The organism is Marinospirillum celere (assembly GCF_900112235.1).
Lineage (GTDB): Bacteria > Pseudomonadota > Gammaproteobacteria > Pseudomonadales > Halomonadaceae > Marinospirillum > Marinospirillum celere.
Genome location: NZ_FOLH01000004.1, coordinates 40,423 through 58,177 on the forward strand (window position 1 = coordinate 40,423; position 17,755 = coordinate 58,177).

Sequence of the window (17,755 nt, forward strand, 5' to 3'; positions counted from 1 at the left end):
TGTATTCCTCTTGTCATTTTTCTGCAACACAGGCTGCTTATTGTTAGCGGCAGGACAAGCAGAACGGCTCTACGTCCAGCTTCTGAAAATGAACCCAACGACAGGAAAAGAATCATGCCCAACAAATTCATTCAGGTAGCCGCTCTTGCCTTAACCCTGACCGGGTTGACGGCTTGTGTAACTCAAGACAGCACTTCTTCAAGTGCCGCTTTAGAAACTCAGTTATTTGAAGTTCATCACGATAACGGCCGCATCTATGTGTTCGATAACCAGGAACTCTATCTGCAAACTGCAGAAGGTCGTACACCTCTCTACCACCGTACCCGGATTGGTGGCGGACCTGATGGTCAAACTATGGTGTTTGGCTTGAACAGCGCACAAAGCCAGAAAACCGGTGATATCGATTTCATTCAGATTTTTGATGGTGAAGTCGAAGTCAGCGGCAACTTTTATGGTGAAATGCGTCGCGACGGTCGTATCTATGTGTTTGAGCGCCTGGAAGACATGCATGCCACTCGTACCAGCAACCCACTTTACTACGTCAACCAAATCGGTGCCGGTCCTGACGGACAAACCGTTTTTTATGTACAAAACAATGATACTTCCGGTAAGCCGGCAGATCACATGATTGAAAAATTTAAAGCAGTCAATGAGTAAGCCTTAGCGCCTATCTCAGCCAACAGTTTTTCTCTTCTCTCTTGCCCCAAAGGATTGGGGCTTTTTTATTTCTTCCACCCTGCCCTCCTGTCAAATAAATGACATATTAATGCCATAAACTTCGCTACACCTGTTTAAAACGGAGTTTTGTATTCATGCCCATCGTTACCATCACTCGTTTAGCAAGCAGCCTTCTCGCTGCATTAGCACTGGGTTTTGCCTTAACCCTCTATTGGGGGCTTACCCAGCTCAATCATGCTTTCATCAATGCTCTGGATTATGCTGATCTGCACCGCCAGGTTGCCGTCGACATTCGTGGCAAGATTAGTGATTATCTGGAAACCGGCAATGCCTCTCAACAACTGGAAGCTGTTAGAGACTTGGAGGCCCTGCAAAAGCAGGTTCTACCCAGCCTGCCTGCAAGTATCGCCCAACAGCTTGAACCTGCTTCAGAAGCACTGATTTCCGGCCTCACCAATGAATACCTGGGTGCTGGCAAACTAGCAGGTGATGCTCAGGGTCTGCTTTATCAAAACGAGCGGGAAACCCTGGCTGAAATTCAGCGCCTGCAAGACTATGCTCAAGAAGCTGCTCTAGAAGACCCTGCAACTGGCTATCAGTATTTGCTGATTGCCAGCTCCCTGTATCGCGAACTAGCCAATATTAAAACCTACCGGGAGCACTTCTGGACTTCAGGCCGTCAAAATCACCTGGATCTTTTGGATGCTTCCCGCTCCGGTTACGATGAACACCTGCAAGCCTTGAGTGATTTACCTCGGCTCGGCATTTATCCAACAACTGAAAGCGACAGCATGGCTGACCTTATGGGTTGGGGAAATCGTCAATCCCAGGCCCAGCAAGAAGAAAAAGGCGATGAAATAGAGCGCCAGCTCAACTATTTGCATAACCGCTACCCTGCCGAAATGGACCGCTCTCGCCAGTGGCGTGAAGACCGAACCACCAGCCTGGCAGCCGTTAATGGACTCATTGATGACTTTGAGCAAGCCATTCTGCAAGGCCAGCAAGAGGTCAATCAAAATAAGGACCAGGTTGAAAAGCAGGTCAAAACCTTATTTTTTGCTTTTGCGCTAAGTCTTTTGGTGATGGCTTTGATGCTTTATTTCTTTCAACAAAAGGTGGTTATCAACAATCTGCACAAGCTGGAAAAAGCACTGACTCTCCTGGTGAAGCAGGGCAAATTGCAGGTGGTGGACATGGAAGCTGACAAAACCGAGCTGGGCCGTATCGCCAAACGCTTCAATCAGCTGATCACTGGCATGCAGAAAAAAGAAGAAGAAAAGAACAGTCAGCTAGAAGAGGTTAATGCAACCTTACAGCAAGTTTTAACCAGCTTTGAACAAATGAGCAGCAGCTTTCTACAAACTCGCCGACAACTGGAAGACTCAGGACAATTCAGCGTGAATCTTCGCGAGATGGCTGAAGAGGTCAACAGCAACTCCACCCAGGTACATGATTTTGCCAGTGAAGCGGCTGAAATGATGCAAGCCAGTGAAGCCAGCGCCTTGAAAGTGGTGACCGCAGGTGACCAGGCCTTGGAGGATATCAAGGAAGGTCAGCAAGCCCTCACCGATCTGGTTCAAGCTGTTGAAGAAGTAATGGGCATTCTGGAAGAAGTCAGTAGCATTTCTGATCAAACCAACCTACTGGCTCTGAATGCAGCCATAGAAGCCGCCAGGGCCGGAGAGCAGGGCCGGGGATTTGCAGTGGTTGCCGATGAAGTGCGTCAACTATCCCAGAAAACTCAGGGCGCAGTAAGCCATTCCACCCGCTTACTTGAAGCCTTACAGCAAACAACCAGTCGTTTAAGTGCGCATATTCAGAATGTTGGCAAGGCGACCGAACATCAAAAAGAATTAGCTGTACACATGCAATCAACGGCCAAAACCCTGAGTCAGCGCTCTGACCTGGCCTCGCAAACGGCCAGCCAAGGCCGGGAGTTATCCACCCGCCAGCACCAGCAGGTTGATGCCTTTAGCCAGCAAATCAAGGAAATGGAAGTTGGCGCAGAACAAACCCTAGAGCGAATCCAGGAACTGCGCCAAGATGTCAGCCATCGCATTGACTGGGTACGCCAAGTTCTCGTACAGGATTAATCGACTTTTAAAACTGCACTTCACCAAGGATTTTTCCCAGAGAGCGAGCATACTGGCTGGTTACCCGCTCACCGGCTACTGGTCCTTCACCCGGGGGCGCTGAAGTCATTAGCTCTACCTCACTGGGCTGTCCTTGGTTATCCACTTGGGTCACCCAGGCGCGGTGGCCTTTTTCAAAGGCAATACAGCTACCCACTGGATAGAGTCCATTCAATTGAATAAAGAGGTCCAGCTTGAATAGGTCATAGGTATCTGGCTGTTGGCGCACCTGCTCGTAAGCTTGTTGCCAGGAAAGCCGCTGCCCTTCTTGATTCGGCTGCGTCAAACAATCCAGATACTTCACCACAGACAGTCCCCGAGTCAGACTATCCAGTTTTTGCCCTTTAAGACCCCGTGGAAAGCCACTGCCATCTATTTTTTCATTGGTATTAACGATCAAGGACTCACCCAGACTACGCGGAATCCACTGCAGCTTTCCAAGCCCTCGAATGACTTGTAAAAGTGCCGTTTTGTGAGCATTACGGTCTATCAGCTCCAAAATATTTAAATTAGCGCAAGTGCGTCCGCCAGCAATCAGGCGACTCATATCAGAAAGCAACAAAGCAGCCATCAAGGCTTGATGATAGTGATGACTAAGCCCCATTTTTGCTGCCATGGGGAAAAAGCGCGCGGCCACCCTAAGAGTATGATGAATCACTGGATGAATATCATCAGACTTACTAAGCTTCAACTGCAAAGCATCACGGTTATGATGTAAGTCATCCACTAAACGTCCCGCCGTTTTTTGTAGCTCAGAACCACTAAAGTGCCCCTTCCCTAACAGCATGAGTGCTTGAGCCCCTACCTGATCAGCGAGTGGGCCAACACTTTTAGTCTTGGGAGCAGCTTGCTGATAATCAGGTTCTTCAAGTTTAGCCGACTGCTCTTCCTTAACCTGAAACAAGGTAGAGGGTAGCAGAGTACGCCTGTGGGTTCCGCTAACACGCGCCACCTCTCTTTCTGTTTCCAAAATAAAGCGCATTAAGCGGCGATTTTGAGTTGTTTCCTGCTCTTCAAAACGGCATCCCAGTAAAGCTTGACTGAAATTTTTATTGGGCAAAAGGGTCACTTTTTCAGTTTTAACAACAAAACTCTCGCCACAAGGAAAAATAATTTTTACCTGTAAAGCCTTCTGCTGAACACCCAGCAGAAGACTGGATTGAATCGGTAAAGCAAGGCGGCAACCTCCAAAAGAAAGGTCAACCAACTCACCCTTATAGGTTTTACCCAGATGGCGTACCTCTGTTTCAACTTTCATGGTTTCAGGCAGGTGCACTCTAAAATGAGAGCGCTGAAAAACCCGGGCCAGATTTTCTGGCAAACAAGTGCGCAGAATCAACCCATCTTGACTAACCTGTGTCTTAATAACCTCAAGGGCTTCACTTTGATGTAGTTGATGCTGATAACGTAAAAACAAAGTCACCAAATGCGAACGTGCCAACAGCTGCAAACTGCTACCTGTGCCCTTGATACTGAGGAGTAGGGTTCCGGTGTCCTGATCAAGTCTAAACCTACTGATGCGAAACTTGTCATCACAGGCAGGGGTACGCTCTTGATACAGCGGTTGAACCCTGGGCTGCATCTCCTGAGTGCAGGTGGTTAAAATCTTTTGAACTAGAGCGCCTGATATAATTTCGTCATACTGGTGATGAATTGCTTGAGTTTTCATAACCAACTCCTGGGCTGCAAATAACAGCTAACAAACCAGACCACTTGTTCACAATATTTAAAGCAAGGATGTTTCCATGCCTACCGAAGCCAATATCTACATTGTTGATGACGATGAGCTTGTCCTTTCTACGCTGGACTCCATCTTCACCTTTGCAGGCTTTGAGGTGTTTACCTTTAATCGGGCCGAAGATTTTCTGGCAACGGACCTTTCAGATGCACCTGGCTGCCTGATTCTTGACCTGCGCATGCCCCATATGAGCGGCCTGGAATTACAGCGCCATCTGGCCAAGCGCCAACTGCAGCTTCCGGTCATCATCTACACCGGCAATGCCGATGTTGCGACCACGGTAAGGGCCATGTCGGATGGGGCCTTTACGCTGATACAAAAACCCATCTCCAATGACCTGCTGGTCGAAACCGTTCGTGATGCCATCCAACAGCATCAAGAACGCTTCCAAAAAACGGCTCTTTACCAGCAAGCTAGGGATCAACTGGCCTGCCTGTCCGAAAAGGAACGTCAGGTTGCGATCCTGGCTGCTGATGGCCTCACTGCTGCTGATATTTCCAAGCAATTACACGTCAGCATTCGTACGGTTGAAGCCCACAAATCCAATATTTTCAAGAAGCTGAATATTCACTCTATTGCCCAGCTCACACGTTTGGTTGTACTTGCAGAACTGACTCACTGATACTGGAAACAGTGTTGACCTTGAGCGCCCAAAAAAACATTCGTGAAAACCACATTTTTATTAGGTAAATCTACCTAGTCAGCAAAGGACCCACTGCCATGAGCCCTCACCAGTCCAGTCAGCAATTGCTTTCTATCCTTATGCTGCTGACCTTCATGGCCCTGATACTATTTAGTGAGCCTTTAACACAGCTCGGCTTTGCTCATGGCTTTCTCTACGTACCCTTGCTATTGCTGGTTCATCGCCTTCAACAAGAACACTGGATTTGGCCGACAACACTGGTGACTCTTGGACTGGTGGTGCTGGGCTATTTCCTGTCACCACCCCCACCTGAAGGTTTTGCACACGTTTATGTCCTGGCCAACCGGTTGCTGTCTTGCCTGGTACTCTTAGCAACTGGCTATCTGCTTAAGCAAATTCACGACCATGGACAAGAGCAGAAGCGCCAGCAGGAAGAGCTGGAAGCAGCCATAAAGGAGGCACAGGAAACGCGTGAATACTTTCTTTCGCTTGCAGAAACCCTGCCTATTAGTATCTGGACAGCCAGCCCAGATGGACGGATTGACTACACCAGCCCACAGATGATTCAAACGGCAGGGATCAGCAAGCAAGAACTAATGGAGAACTGGATCAGTTATCTGCATCCAGATGACCAGGAAAAAACAGCGGCTGCCTGGTCCGAAGCCCTGAAGTATGGTCATAGCTATGAAGTTGAGCATCGTTTTCGCCAGCCGGATGGCAACTACTCTTGGTATCTACTCCAGGCACAGCCGATCAAAGACGAACAGGGGAAAATCAAAAGCTGGCTGGGCTCCTCGGTGGATATCAGTAACCAAAAGCAGCTAATGCGGGAAAAAGATCAGTTGGTTTCAAGATTGAATGCGGTACTGGAAAGTATTTCCGACGGCTTTTTCACCTTGGATAAAAACCTGCACTTCACTTATGTTAACAGCACTGCTGCTGAAACCCTGGGCGTGAATGCATCTGCGTTGCTGCATCAAGCTTTTGTGGACCAGCCTTTGGTCTACAAAAATCCAGAAGTGATTCCTCGCATTCAGCAAACAAGAGCAACGGGACTCAGTAATACTTTTGAACAGCAGATCGCTACTGGAGACTGGTATCTTGTCAGCCTCTATCCTTTTAATGATGGAGTATCGGTTTACTTCCGCAACATCACCAAAGAGCATCAAGCGCAACAAGAGTTAAATCTACTGAGAACCGCAGTTTCCCGCCTCAATGATGTCATTATCATCACCGAGGCTGAACCTATCAGCTATCCCGGCCCTAAAATTGTTTACGTCAATGATGCCTTTGAACGTATAACTGGCTACAGTAGAGAGGAAGCCTTAGGTAAATCCCCCCGCTTTCTACAAGGCCCGAATACCGACCCCATAGAAGTCAAACGTATGGGCGATGCGCTGCGTCTATGGCAGCCAGTTAGTGGCCAGCTATTAAATTACAAAAAAAACGGTGAAGAGTTCTGGTTTGATTTAAATATCGTTCCACTTGCAAATGACAAAGGCTGGTATACCCATTGGGTAGCCGTTGAAAGGGATATCACTGATCAAAAACAGATACAATTGCAGCTGAGCCATGCTCAACGCATGGAGTCTATAGGTCAATTGACTGGAGGTATTGCCCATGACTTCAACAATCTGCTGACTGTTATTTCCGGCAACACCGAGCTCTTGGATGAACAGCTTGCCGATCAGCCTCGTCTGCAGGCATTAGCAAAAACTGCTGTACTGGCTGCAGAAAGAGGCGCCCAACTTACCCGCAGCCTACTAACTTTTGCTCGCAAACAAACTCTCAAACCGCAAACTATTCAGGTTAATCAGTTGATTCTTGATATGCAGGCTTTGATTAACTCCTCGCTCGGTGAGCGCTATCAATTAGAGGTTAATTTAAAAGACGATTTATGGCTGGCCGGAATAGACCCCAGCCAACTAGAAAACACGCTACTCAATTTAATCATCAATGCTCGGGATGCTTCACCACTGGGCGGCAAAATCACTCTGGAAACACGCAATGTCTATTTGGATAGTCACTATGCACAACTCAACCCGGAAGTAACTCCAGGTGATTATGTCGCTATGCTGGTCACCGATGAAGGTAGCGGCATTCATCCTGATATTCTGAGTAAAATTTTTGACCCCTTCTTCACCACCAAAGACAAAACCCGGGGAACAGGTCTGGGCCTGAGCATGGCGTTTGGCTTTATTAAACAATCCGGTGGACACCTAACGGTTAACTCCAAACCGGGAGAAGGCAGCTGCTTTTCTGTTTTTATTCCTCGGGCAACTTCTCAAGAACAAACAGTGGCAGACCTACCTCCGGTCACTCTACCCGAAAATGCAGACACTCAAGGCCAGGAAACTTTATTGGTGGTTGAAGATAATGCACTGGTCAGAAATTTTGCTGCCAGCCAATTGAAAGCAGCAGGCTACCGGGTCACCACTGCCGAAAATGGCGAGCAAGCCCTAGCTCTTTTCCAAAAAGGCGACACTTTTGATTTACTCTTCACTGATGTCATCATGCCGGGACAACTGAATGGTTTGCAATTAGCTGAAGCAGCTCTGGAGCTCCAGCCTGGTCTACCCGTCATTTTTACCTCTGGCTATACTGAAAATGCACTGGTTGATGCCGCGGCTTCAGGTATCGGCATCGACCTGCTCAACAAGCCCTATCATCGCCAGGAGCTCCTGGAAAGAATTCAAGACGCGCTAAAAAAAGCGCAATACAAGGCGAAGCAAGATGACTGACAAGCTGCTTATTCTGGATGATGACGAACTCACCGGAAAAACTCTGAAAAGCCTGGCTGAGTTTGCCGGCTATGAAGTCGAGTTCACCAGCTCTTCAGACATGTTTTTTCGTTTACTCACCAGTTGGCAACCTCAGATCGTTATTTTGGATCTGGTGATGAGCCCTATGGATGGGGTCGAGGTTTTGACAGAAATGACTCGCCTGGAGACCTCCTCGAGCATTATTATTACCAGCGGTGTTGGTAGCCGCGTTCTTGATGCTGCGGCCCGCTCTGCTGCAGCTCGCCAGCTCAAACTCCTAGGCACCCTGCCCAAACCTTTTACCAGCAAAGAGCTGTTTGAATTACTGAACCGAACGCCCGCGCCTGTACCCAGTGTTGATCAAATCGATACTGCCAAGTACTTGCCCAGTCGTCAGGATCTTTTACAGCTAATTGATCAGCAACAACTCAGTCTCGCTTTCCAGCCCAAAATCAGCTGCAGCTCTGGCCAATTGATTGGCTTTGAAGCCCTGGCGCGCTGGCGGCATCCAACCGAAGGCAGCGTGCCACCAGAAAACTTTATCGCTCAGGCCGAAGCCGAAGACCTGATTGATCCGCTAACTGAACAAATTATGCAGCAGGCTCTATCCTGGTTTGGAAGTTTCAAAAATCAGCACACGAAGTTTATTGATCAAGAGCTCAGTCCCAATGATCTCCACCTTTCAATCAACCTTTCTGCAAAGTCTCTAAGCAATGAGCAGCTGTTCATCACCCTGGAGGCTCTTTGCCAGGAACACCAGGTTGCCCCTCATGAAATTGTTTTGGAACTCACAGAAACCGCTGCCATGGAAGATCCCACCTATTCCATGGAAACCCTGACCCGTCTGCGTATTAAAGGCTTTCAGGTTTCCATTGATGACTTTGGCATCGGTTTTTCATCCATTCAACAATTGGTGCGCCTACCCTTTTCAGAACTGAAAATCGACAAAACCTTTGTACTGTCAGCCCTAGCCAGCCTAGAGTCGCGCCTGGTTGTTAAAGCCATTATAGATCTGGCCCACTCTCTGAATATTCGCGTGACTGCTGAAGGCATTGAAGATCAAGAGACACTACAGCTGCTTAAAGACCAGGGCTGTGATGCCGCCCAGGGCTTTTACCTGGGACGCCCTCAGCCCCCAACAGCTATTCCTAACTGGCTGGAAGAGCATGGCCGTTATTTGGAAGAGCAGCGACTGAGAAATCTCCAGCAGCTCAAGATTTTGGATACACCACCAGAAGAGCGCTTTGATCGGGTGACTCTGTTAGCCAGGAAATTTTTTGATGTTCCTATCAGCCTGGTTTCCCTGGTTGATCGTGACCGCCAGTGGTTTAAATCCAAGGTGGGCACAGAGCTACTGCAAACGCCCAGATCCCAAGCCCTCTGCAATCTTGCCATTCAGCAGGATCAAACCTTCATTGCCGATGAAAGCTTTATCAGTAGTTGGGCAGCGAATAAAAAAAATCTGCCCTATGACCCGGAAATCAAGTTTTATGCAGGTCATCCGATCCGTTCAGCAGAAGGCTACAAGCTAGGCACTTTGTGCATTCTGGATCACAAGCCACGTTACTTTTCGGACAAGCAAATTCAACTCCTCGAAGACTTGGCCCGTTTGGTGGAATATGAACTTGCCGCCTATGACAGCCTCTACCAGGACAAAATTACTGAGCTGGTTAGTCGTCCGGCTTTTGAACAAAGGGCCCCTCAGCTTTTGGCACTGGCCCGTGAACATCAATTACCGGTCACTCTTATTGCCATTCATTTGGACAACCTGCGCCTGGTCAACAAGGCAGAAGGTTTACCGGCGGGTGATCAGCTATTGGAAAACTTCTCACAACTGCTCCAAGCCAGCTTTAGAGATACCGACCTGCTTGCCCGCCTTGGTGGTGCTGAATTTGTGGTTCTACTCCTGGATGAAAGCCCTGAAGCCATTACCACCCGCCTGGAGCTTTTGTACATGCTGACCCAGCAAATCAATGGTCAAGGTGAGCCACCCCAGGTATTCACTTACGAGTATGGCCTGGCCAGTGTTCAAAAAGATGATGACTACCAATGGGAAAAGCTCTACCTGTTGGCTGACCAGCAGCTCTACGCCAGTCAGCCGCCTTTGAAAAAATCATGAAAAAACCGGTAGGTTTCTGCTAAGCTTTTTGGGCAATTCCTGACCAAAAGAGTCAACTTAATTCTCAGGAGACGAGACGATGACTATTCAAGTAGGTGACACCCTTCCCGATGTTGAACTGCGTGTGATGGGCAAAGAAGGCCCGGAAGCAGTGAGCACCCAAGCGCTTTTTGCAGGTAAGAAGGTGGTTCTTTTTGCAGTACCCGGTGCTTTTACACCCAACTGCTCCGAAACTCATGTACCTGGCTATGTCACCCATGCTGACAAAATCAAAGCCAAAGGCGTTGACAGCATTATCTGCACTGCAGTCAATGATGTCTTTGTCATGGATGCCTGGGGCAAGACACAGAATGCTGAAGAACTCATCATGCTGGCTGATGGCATGGGCGACTTTGCCAAAGCAGTCGGTTTGGAAAAAGACCTTACTGCCGTTCAGTTTGGTGTTCGCAGCCAGCGCTATGCCATGATCATTAATGATGGCAAGCTGGAACTCTTGAATGTCGATGAAGGCGGTGCAGACAAAAGCAGCGCTGAAACCATCCTGGCTTCTTTGTAAGCCTGACCGGGGGCTGGGCTCCAGCCCCCGGCATTTCAGGGATAGGTGCTAGGTGCTGGATCCTTTCTGATCTTCTTCATCATCATGCTGAAGAACCTGCTCAATTTTGTCCGGTTTGGTATAGCGCACATCCTCACCTTCGACCAGGTAGATTACATACTCAGCCAGATTACTGGCATGGTCACCCACCCTTTCTAGCGAACGCAGCACCCACATAATATTCATGACCTGGGAAATCGAACGCGGATCTTCCATCATAAAGGTAATCAGCGCGCGGGTTGCAGAACGATATTCCAGATCCACCTTGTCATCTTCCCGTAATACCGCCAGAGCTTGGGGCGTATCAAAGCGGGCAAAAGCATTCAAGGCATCTTTAACCATCTGACGTACATGATTACCCAGGTGACGGGCTTCAATATAACCCCGTGGTGAAGTGCCTTCCTCGGCCAAACGCAGGGTGGCTTTGGCAATTTTGCTGGCCTCATCACCAATGCGTTCCAAGTCTGAAGTTGCCCTGATCACTGCCAAAACCAAACGCAGGTCAGAAGCTGCTGGCTGACGCCGCGCCAGGATATGGGTACAGACTTCATCAATTTCCAACTGCAACTGATTCACCGTCTTGTCAGTTTTACGAACTTCACTGGCCAAGCGGGTATCACCGTCGACCAGGGAATCAACGGCATCTTGAACCTGCTTCTCAACCAAACCACCCATTTCCAACAGTTGACTGCGGATTTCTTCCAGCTCTTCGTTAAACTTCTGGGAGATATGGCTTGTATGTGCTTCTTGATCTATTTTCATGTCAGTCGTCTCGATTCATTACGCCAATAAGTTATAAGACTCGGCCGGGTATACCTGTTCAGAACCCACGAACACCTCACCCAAGTCTCTGGTTTGCGCCAGACTGCTGAGCGCAAGCGAGCTTCTTCTCAGCCGGTATGCCTGTTCAAAACGCGTAAGCATCTCTGCAAAGCCCCGGAGTTGTGCCAGGCTGCTGAGCGCAAGCGAGTCAGGGACAGACGAGCGCGGATGTCTATTCAGGAAAGAATAGTCATCCGGCAAGCCAGCGGCTCTGGCAAGCAACTCCTCTACCCTAGCCATAGCGCCCGGTGATGTAGTCTTCGGTTTGCTTTTTGGCCGGGTTGGTAAAGAGGGTGTCGGTGTTGTCGTATTCCACCATTTCACCCAGGTACATAAAGGCAGTGAAGTCAGAAACCCGTGCCGCCTGTTGCATGTTGTGGGTGACGATGACGATGCTGAAACGATCTTTAAGGTCATGAATCAGCTCCTCGATTTTCAGGGTGGAAATCGGGTCCAGGGCGGAAGCAGGTTCATCCAGCAGCAGGATCTCTGGCTTCACGGCAATGGTGCGCGCGATAACCAGGCGCTGTTGCTGACCACCCGACATGCCCAGGGCCGATTCGTGCAGACGGTCTTTGGTCTCGTCCCAAATAGCGGCTGAACGCAGTGCCCATTCGACCGATTCATCCAGAATGCGACGGTTGTTGATGCCTTGAATCCGCAGGCCATAGGCGACGTTTTCATAGATGGATTTGGGAAAGGGGTTGGGCTTCTGGAAGACCATGCCCACGCGGCGACGCAGGTCAGCCACATCGACCTTGCGGTCATAGATGTTTTGGTTGTCGATGTTGACTTCACCTTTGATGGTCACGCCATCAATCAGATCATTCATCCGATTGAAAGAACGCAACAGCGTAGATTTACCGCAACCGGAAGGGCCGATAAAGGCGGTGACCCGGTTTTTTGGAATTTCCATAGAGATGTTTTTCAGCGCCTGGCTTTCGCCATAGTAAAGACTCATATCCTTGACGCTGATGCAGGAGGTTTCCCGGCTGAGCTTCAGTTCTGATGAACCGGCATCCCGGTTCAAGGCTCCCATATTCATACCGTGGGTGCGTTGCTTTTCAGTCGTTGTCATTTCTTTTGCCTCAATAAAATTCAGTCAATTACATGTCCAGAGCGCGGTATTTCTCACGCAGGCGATTACGTATGGCAATGGCTGTCAGGTTAAGTACAGCAATTACCAGCACCAGCATTAGGGCAGTGGCATAAACGAGAGGTCTAGCCGCTTCTACATTCGGGCTCTGGAAGCCAACATCGTAAATATGGAAGCCCAGGTGCATAAATTGTCTATCCAGATGCAGGAAGGGGAAGTTGCCATCCACCGGCAAGTTGGGGGCCAGCTTGACGACACCGACCAGCATCAGCGGCGCAACTTCACCAGCCGCACGGGCCACAGCGAGAATCACACCAGTCATCATGGCCGGGCTGGCCATGGGCAAGACCACGCGCCACAGGGTTTCTGCCTTGGTCGCCCCCAGGGCCAGTGAACCTTCGCGCACTGAGCGGGGAATTCTTGACAGGCCTTCTTCAGTAGCCACGATGACTACGGGTAGAGTCAGCAGCGCCAGCGTCAGGGAGGCCCACATCAAACCAGGCGTACCAAAGGTCGGTGAAGGCAAGGCTTCAGGGAAAAACAACTGATCTAAATTGCCACCGACAAAGTAAACGAAGAAGCCCAGACCAAAGACCCCATAAACTATGGAAGGCACCCCGGCCAGATTGTTGACCGCGATACGAATAGTGCGAGTCAATAAGCCTTGTTTGGCATATTCACGCAGATAGATAGCAGCCATAACACCAAAGGGGGTGACGATCACTGACATGATCAAAACCATCATCACGGTGCCAAAGATGGCAGGGAAAATACCGCCTTCAGTATTGGCTTCGCGTGGATCTTCAGAAACAAACTCCCAGAGTTTGGCGAAATAGTGGCCCATTTTTTGGAAGACATTCATATCATTGGGCTGAAACCCCCTAACGACATGATGCAGACCAATGACACTGCGCTGACCATCGGCACTCATCATCACTAAGGCATCACGGCTAAATTGACCGTAAAGCTCGGCTAGACGCGCTTCCATTTCGGCATACTGGTCATTCCAGTAAGCACGTTCTTCAGCAAGTTCTGCCAGGTTTTCAGGCGTGTCGGTGCCACGCAACTCATGACGACGTTCAGCTAGGCGCAGCTGTTCCAGCTGGTAGTTAACCTGACCGATTTCACGTCTTTCCAGATTATAAATTTCCCAGTAAATGCCTACCGCGCGCTGAATGCGTTTCTGAGCTTCATCCCAAAGGATGTTTTCACCCAGCGGCTGCTCAGCAATCAAGCGGCCGTCTTCCTTGATGCCAATTAGATAGCCATAGTAATTACCCCATTCACGCCGTTCCAAAACCGTGGCATGGCGCGGATATTCGATGTTTTCCAATTCACGCGTCAGAGCCCAGCGGAAGTCAAAGCCGTAAAGATCGCGGTTACCTATCTTAAATAGCTGCCGCTCCAGTAGCTGGATATCTTCATCGACCTGGTAACCGGCATTGCGCAATTGGTCAGCAGTAATCTGAGTGACCTGGACCTGTTCACCCAGAATCATCTGCTGTTGCCCGGAACGGTCAGTAACCAGTGCCTGGTGCAAATCAGCAGGCCAGAAGTGCGCCAGGCCCCGTACCGCGATCAGGCCGATCAAACCCAAAACCATGACGACGCTGATGGTGACTGCACCTGCGTTGAGCCAAATCCACGGCGAGCCGCTTTTGACCCAGTTTTTCATTGAAATCTTCATAAAGTGACCTTTTGATCTCCGTTACAGAGTGCTGTACTTTTTGCGCAGTCGCTGCCTGACCAGCTCGGCCAGGGTGTTCACCACAAAGGTGAAACCAAAGAGCACCAAAGCCGCCAGGAAAAGAATTCGGTAGTGGGTAGAGTCCACTGCGGATTCACCCATCTCCACGGCGATATTGGCGGCCAGGGTGCGCATCCCTTCGAAGATATTGAAGTTCATCACCGGGGTGTTGCCGGTTGCCATCAACACGATCATGGTTTCACCGACGGCACGGCCCATACCGATCATCACCGCCGAAAAGATCCCAGGGCTGGCGGTGGGCAGGATGACGTAAATCAGGGTTTGCCAGGCGGTCGCGCCCAGCGCGAGGGAGCCGTGGCTCAGAGACTTGGGGACACCAAAGAGGGCATCTTCGGCAATCGAATAGATGGTCGGAATAACCGCAAAGCCCATGGCAAAACCGACTACGATGGCATTGCGCTGGTCATAGGTGATGCCCAGATCATTACTCAACCAGGAGCGCATATCACCACCAAAGAAGAGCACTTCCAGCGGCTGACTGACTTCAAAGGAAAACCAGCCAATAAAGAGCACCACAGGGACGAGCAGAATCACATGCCAGCCATCGGGCACCAGATAGCGCAACTTGTCCGGCAGTTGGGCCCATGCAAAACCAAAGGCCACCAGCCCCAAGGGCATTAATAACAACAGAGCAAAAAGCCCCGGCATGTGCATTTCAAAGAAGGGTGCCAAAAAGAGGCCAGCAAAGAAGCCCAAAATAACCGTAGGCAGGGCTTCCATCAGCTCAATGACTGGCTTGACCTTTTTACGTACCGCAGGCGCCATAAAGTAGGCGGTGTACATGGCACCACAGATCGCCAGGGGTACGGAAAGCAGCATGGCGTAGAAAGCCGCTTTTAAGGTGCCCAGCGCCAGAGGGGTAATACTGAACTTGGGCTCGTAATCATTATCAGCACCTGAAGATTGCCAGATGTATTCCGGCTGATCATAGCCTTCATACCAGACCTTGCCCCACAGGGATTTTGCCGAGGTTTCCGGGTGAGGATTATCTACGGCATAGGTCAAAAAGCTGCCGCGCGAGTCTTCCAGAATCAGCAGGCTGGCACGGGGTGAAATCACCGCAGCTACGGGGTGATGATCCAACAAATAGGTATCAATCACCTGGTTTTCAGCCGTGGTGTTGTAAATACCCGTACGGCCTTGAGAGTCCACGGCAACAAAGCCTTTGCGACGATGCTCTGGCTCTAACACTTCAATCGGCTGGTCACCCAGTTTCAGGGTACGAATATTCACCAGTTGGCGTGGCCCCTTACCCTGATCGGTTCGGGCAATAATCCATTGACTGATCTGTCCCAGACTGTCACCAATGAGCAGAGACTCATTACCCAACTGAAAACGAATTTGGGTAATACGCTCACCTTCAGGAACAATTTGCGCTTCCTGCATCTTCTCAATTGAGTTCAGGTTGCGGCTGGAAAAAACATCCAGTTTGCCATCGGCGCGCGCGGCAAAGGTGTAAAAATGATCATCGCTGAACAAGAGTTTTTGATAGTGCTGGTCTGTTGGCAGCTGGGCCCTTTCTTCCCTTAAAGTCACTTCACCGGTCATCATGTTTTCCCGGGCTCTGACCTTAAGAATTACCGGCTTGCCTTCAGCAACCAGGCCACCCAGCACAAAGCCATCGCGAGTTTTCTGGCGGGTTAGATAGTTTAGGCTGCGGCCTTCGACATCCAGTTGCAGAGGCTCCTTACCATAGGGGTAGCTCAAGCGCGGGGCCACACCAATACGGTTGCCCAGATCATCAAACTCAACTCGGAAGCTGATATCAATTTGTAATACCTGACCATCGCTTAAACCCAGTGCCAGGGTGTCTTGACCAGCGATGGTTGGCGAAATGCTGGTAATTTGCTGACCATTCAGCGGCATACTTAAAGATTCCAGCACACGTCCTGTTTCCACAGAAATAAAGTGCACCTTGCCGGCATCAGTAATGCGTGCAAAAATTTCATTTTGCTCTTCCGCCACCAATCTTAGGGTTTGTTCGCCCGTTTGCTGGCTATCCACCCGGTACTCAGCGATTTCTTCAATACTGGCGTTTTGAAAAAGAGGAACCACCTCATAAACCAAGTAGAAAAAAATCAGACTGATTGCAACGATGACGCCCAGCCCACCGGCGCCTATACCATAGCGGGTAAAACCATCAGCAAAATGGCGAAATTTACGTCTTCGCCGAGATTTTTCTGAGTTCAGCTCCCTTTCCAGGGCAGAGGATTCAGTGTTCATAACCTAACCTTTGATGTTGTCTTCAGCGCCAGACTAAGACACTTTTATGACAGACAGATGACAGAAGCGCAGAAAGTAAAAAGGAGAGCCGAAGCCCTCCTTTTTTTGTTGCTGAGTCAGGTATTAATCAATACCCAGCTCTCCGCGTACACGCTCTACAACTGAAGCAGGCAAAGGCACATAGCCATCACGGTTAACAACTTCCTGACCTTGTTTGGAAAGCACTGAGGCCAGGAATTCACGGTCCATAGTAGACAGGGGCTGGTTAGGGCGCTTATTCACGTAAACGTACAAGAAACGGGCCAGAGGAAAATCACCAGAAGCAGCATTTTCAGCATTGGCTTCGTAGTAGGGCTCGCCAGCTTCACGCGCCAGAGGAACGGCACGTACTGAAGAAGTACGGTAGCCGATACCTGAGTAACCAATCGCGTTTAAAGAAGTAGAAACCGACTGAACAACAGAAGCCGAACCTGGCTGCTCATTGACGTTATTTTTAAAGTCACCACCACACAGGGCATTACTACGGAAATAGCCGTAGGTACCGGAAACCGAGTTACGGCCATATAGTTGAATGCTGCGGTTAGTCCAGGAACCATCCATACCCAGATCACCCCAGCGATTAATATCTGAATCACCACCACAACGACGGTTGGAGGAGAAGATGGCATCCACTTCAGGGATGGTCAGGCCTTCGATGGGGTTATCGTTGTGCACATAGATCGCCAGAGCATCTATGGCTACAGGAACCGCAGTGGGGCGGTAGCCGAAGCGGCTTTCAAAAGCCTGAATCTCACTGTCACGCATCATCCGTGACATGGGACCGATATTGGAAGTACCTTCAGCCAGCGCAGGAGGTGCTGTAGAAGAGCCAGCCGCCTGAATCTGAATGTTAACGTTCGGGTAGGTGCGCTTGAATTCTTCAGCCCACAGAGTCATCAGGTTAGCCAGGGTGTCTGAACCGATACTGGTCAGGTTGCCGGACACACCACTCGCACGGGTATATTCAGGCAAATTGGGGTCAACATTGGCCAAAGTCGGCCCGGCAACTAAAGCTGCACTCAAACCGATAGCAGCCCCTAGTGCTTTCATTTTCATCGTCATGGTTTTCTCCGATACATTAATCAAGCCAAAGTGTGCTGCTTGTGCAGCGTTTCGGAAGCATCTTGATCCGATAGCTGG

12 protein-coding genes are annotated in these 17,755 nt (G+C 49.7%); 6 read left to right on the forward strand and 6 right to left on the reverse strand.

Annotated elements, in window-relative coordinates; genetic code table 11:
- The first annotated feature begins 114 nt into the window (after positions 1–114).
- Together BM185_RS09825 and BM185_RS09830 are read left to right on the forward strand one after the other, a co-directional pair.
- The gene (locus BM185_RS09825) at positions 115–657 is read left to right on the forward strand and encodes a hypothetical protein (protein ID WP_091962873.1); all 543 of its coding nucleotides are present in this window, start codon (positions 115–117) and stop codon (positions 655–657) included.
- 155 nt (positions 658–812) lie between these two features.
- Complete coding sequence (locus BM185_RS09830) at positions 813–2,771, forward strand: methyl-accepting chemotaxis protein (protein ID WP_091962876.1); 1,959 nt, start codon at positions 813–815, stop codon at positions 2,769–2,771.
- 7 nt (positions 2,772–2,778) lie between these two features.
- Here BM185_RS09830 and BM185_RS09835 read toward each other — a convergent pair whose 3' ends face one another.
- Positions 2,779–4,479, reverse strand: coding sequence for an HD domain-containing phosphohydrolase (locus BM185_RS09835; protein ID WP_091962878.1), 1,701 nt, complete (start codon positions 4,477–4,479; stop codon positions 2,779–2,781).
- 76 nt (positions 4,480–4,555) lie between these two features.
- Between BM185_RS09835 and BM185_RS09840 the strand changes: the two genes are divergently transcribed.
- From BM185_RS09840 to BM185_RS09855, 4 genes are all read left to right on the forward strand, one after another.
- Positions 4,556–5,170, forward strand: a complete 615-nt coding sequence (locus BM185_RS09840) for a response regulator transcription factor (RefSeq protein WP_091962881.1) — start codon at positions 4,556–4,558, stop codon at positions 5,168–5,170.
- A 98-nt stretch (positions 5,171–5,268) separates the two neighbouring features.
- Positions 5,269–7,932, forward strand: a complete 2,664-nt coding sequence (locus BM185_RS09845) for a PAS domain S-box protein (RefSeq protein ID WP_091962884.1) — start codon at positions 5,269–5,271, stop codon at positions 7,930–7,932.
- Positions 7,925–10,072, forward strand: coding sequence for an EAL domain-containing protein (locus BM185_RS09850; protein ID WP_091962886.1), 2,148 nt, complete (start codon positions 7,925–7,927; stop codon positions 10,070–10,072). The genes BM185_RS09845 and BM185_RS09850 overlap by 8 nt, the downstream gene beginning before the upstream one ends.
- Positions 10,073–10,151: 79 nt before the next feature.
- Positions 10,152–10,628 (forward strand): peroxiredoxin, encoded by a 477-nt coding sequence (locus BM185_RS09855; protein WP_091962889.1) that lies wholly within the window; start codon positions 10,152–10,154, stop codon positions 10,626–10,628.
- A 48-nt stretch (positions 10,629–10,676) separates the two neighbouring features.
- Here BM185_RS09855 and phoU read toward each other — a convergent pair whose 3' ends face one another.
- The 5 genes from phoU to BM185_RS09885 form a co-directional block, all read right to left on the reverse strand.
- A complete protein-coding gene (gene phoU / locus BM185_RS09860; protein ID WP_091962891.1) occupies positions 10,677–11,429 on the reverse strand; it encodes a phosphate signaling complex protein PhoU in 753 nt (250 codons plus the stop codon).
- A 292-nt stretch (positions 11,430–11,721) separates the two neighbouring features.
- Positions 11,722–12,528 carry a phosphate ABC transporter ATP-binding protein PstB gene (pstB, locus tag BM185_RS09870; RefSeq protein WP_425434206.1) on the reverse strand — a complete coding sequence of 269 codons (807 nt, stop codon included), beginning with the start codon at positions 12,526–12,528 and terminating at the stop codon, positions 11,722–11,724.
- Positions 12,529–12,595: 67 nt separating this feature from the next.
- Positions 12,596–14,272 (reverse strand): phosphate ABC transporter permease PstA, encoded by a 1,677-nt coding sequence (gene pstA, locus BM185_RS09875; protein ID WP_091962901.1) that lies wholly within the window; start codon positions 14,270–14,272, stop codon positions 12,596–12,598.
- Between the two features lie 21 nt (positions 14,273–14,293).
- Entirely contained in the window at positions 14,294–16,576 is a 2,283-nt protein-coding gene (locus BM185_RS09880) for an ABC transporter permease subunit (protein WP_091962903.1), read from the reverse strand.
- Positions 16,577–16,699: 123 nt separating this feature from the next.
- Positions 16,700–17,671, reverse strand: a complete 972-nt coding sequence (locus BM185_RS09885; RefSeq protein WP_091963872.1) for a PstS family phosphate ABC transporter substrate-binding protein — start codon at positions 17,669–17,671, stop codon at positions 16,700–16,702.
- Positions 17,672–17,755: the final 84 nt, after the last annotated feature.

What these genes read in the sequence shown, in the direction of transcription:
- BM185_RS09825 (WP_091962873.1), top strand. Translation starts at nt 115, where the DNA reads ATGCCCAACAAATTCATTCAGGTAGCCGCTCTTGCCTTAACCCTGACC.
- BM185_RS09830 (WP_091962876.1), top strand. Translation starts at nt 813, where the DNA reads ATGCCCATCGTTACCATCACTCGTTTAGCAAGCAGCCTTCTCGCTGCA.
- BM185_RS09835 (WP_091962878.1), bottom strand. Translation starts at nt 4,479, where the DNA reads ATGAAAACTCAAGCAATTCATCACCAGTATGACGAAATTATATCAGGC.
- BM185_RS09840 (WP_091962881.1), top strand. Translation starts at nt 4,556, where the DNA reads ATGCCTACCGAAGCCAATATCTACATTGTTGATGACGATGAGCTTGTC.
- BM185_RS09845 (WP_091962884.1), top strand. Translation starts at nt 5,269, where the DNA reads ATGAGCCCTCACCAGTCCAGTCAGCAATTGCTTTCTATCCTTATGCTG.
- BM185_RS09850 (WP_091962886.1), top strand. Translation starts at nt 7,925, where the DNA reads ATGACTGACAAGCTGCTTATTCTGGATGATGACGAACTCACCGGAAAA.
- BM185_RS09855 (WP_091962889.1), top strand. Translation starts at nt 10,152, where the DNA reads ATGACTATTCAAGTAGGTGACACCCTTCCCGATGTTGAACTGCGTGTG.
- phoU (WP_091962891.1), bottom strand. Translation starts at nt 11,429, where the DNA reads ATGAAAATAGATCAAGAAGCACATACAAGCCATATCTCCCAGAAGTTT.
- pstB (WP_425434206.1), bottom strand. Translation starts at nt 12,528, where the DNA reads ATGGGAGCCTTGAACCGGGATGCCGGTTCATCAGAACTGAAGCTCAGC.
- pstA (WP_091962901.1), bottom strand. Translation starts at nt 14,272, where the DNA reads ATGAAGATTTCAATGAAAAACTGGGTCAAAAGCGGCTCGCCGTGGATT.
- BM185_RS09880 (WP_091962903.1), bottom strand. Translation starts at nt 16,576, where the DNA reads ATGAACACTGAATCCTCTGCCCTGGAAAGGGAGCTGAACTCAGAAAAA.
- BM185_RS09885 (WP_091963872.1), bottom strand. Translation starts at nt 17,671, where the DNA reads ATGAAAATGAAAGCACTAGGGGCTGCTATCGGTTTGAGTGCAGCTTTA.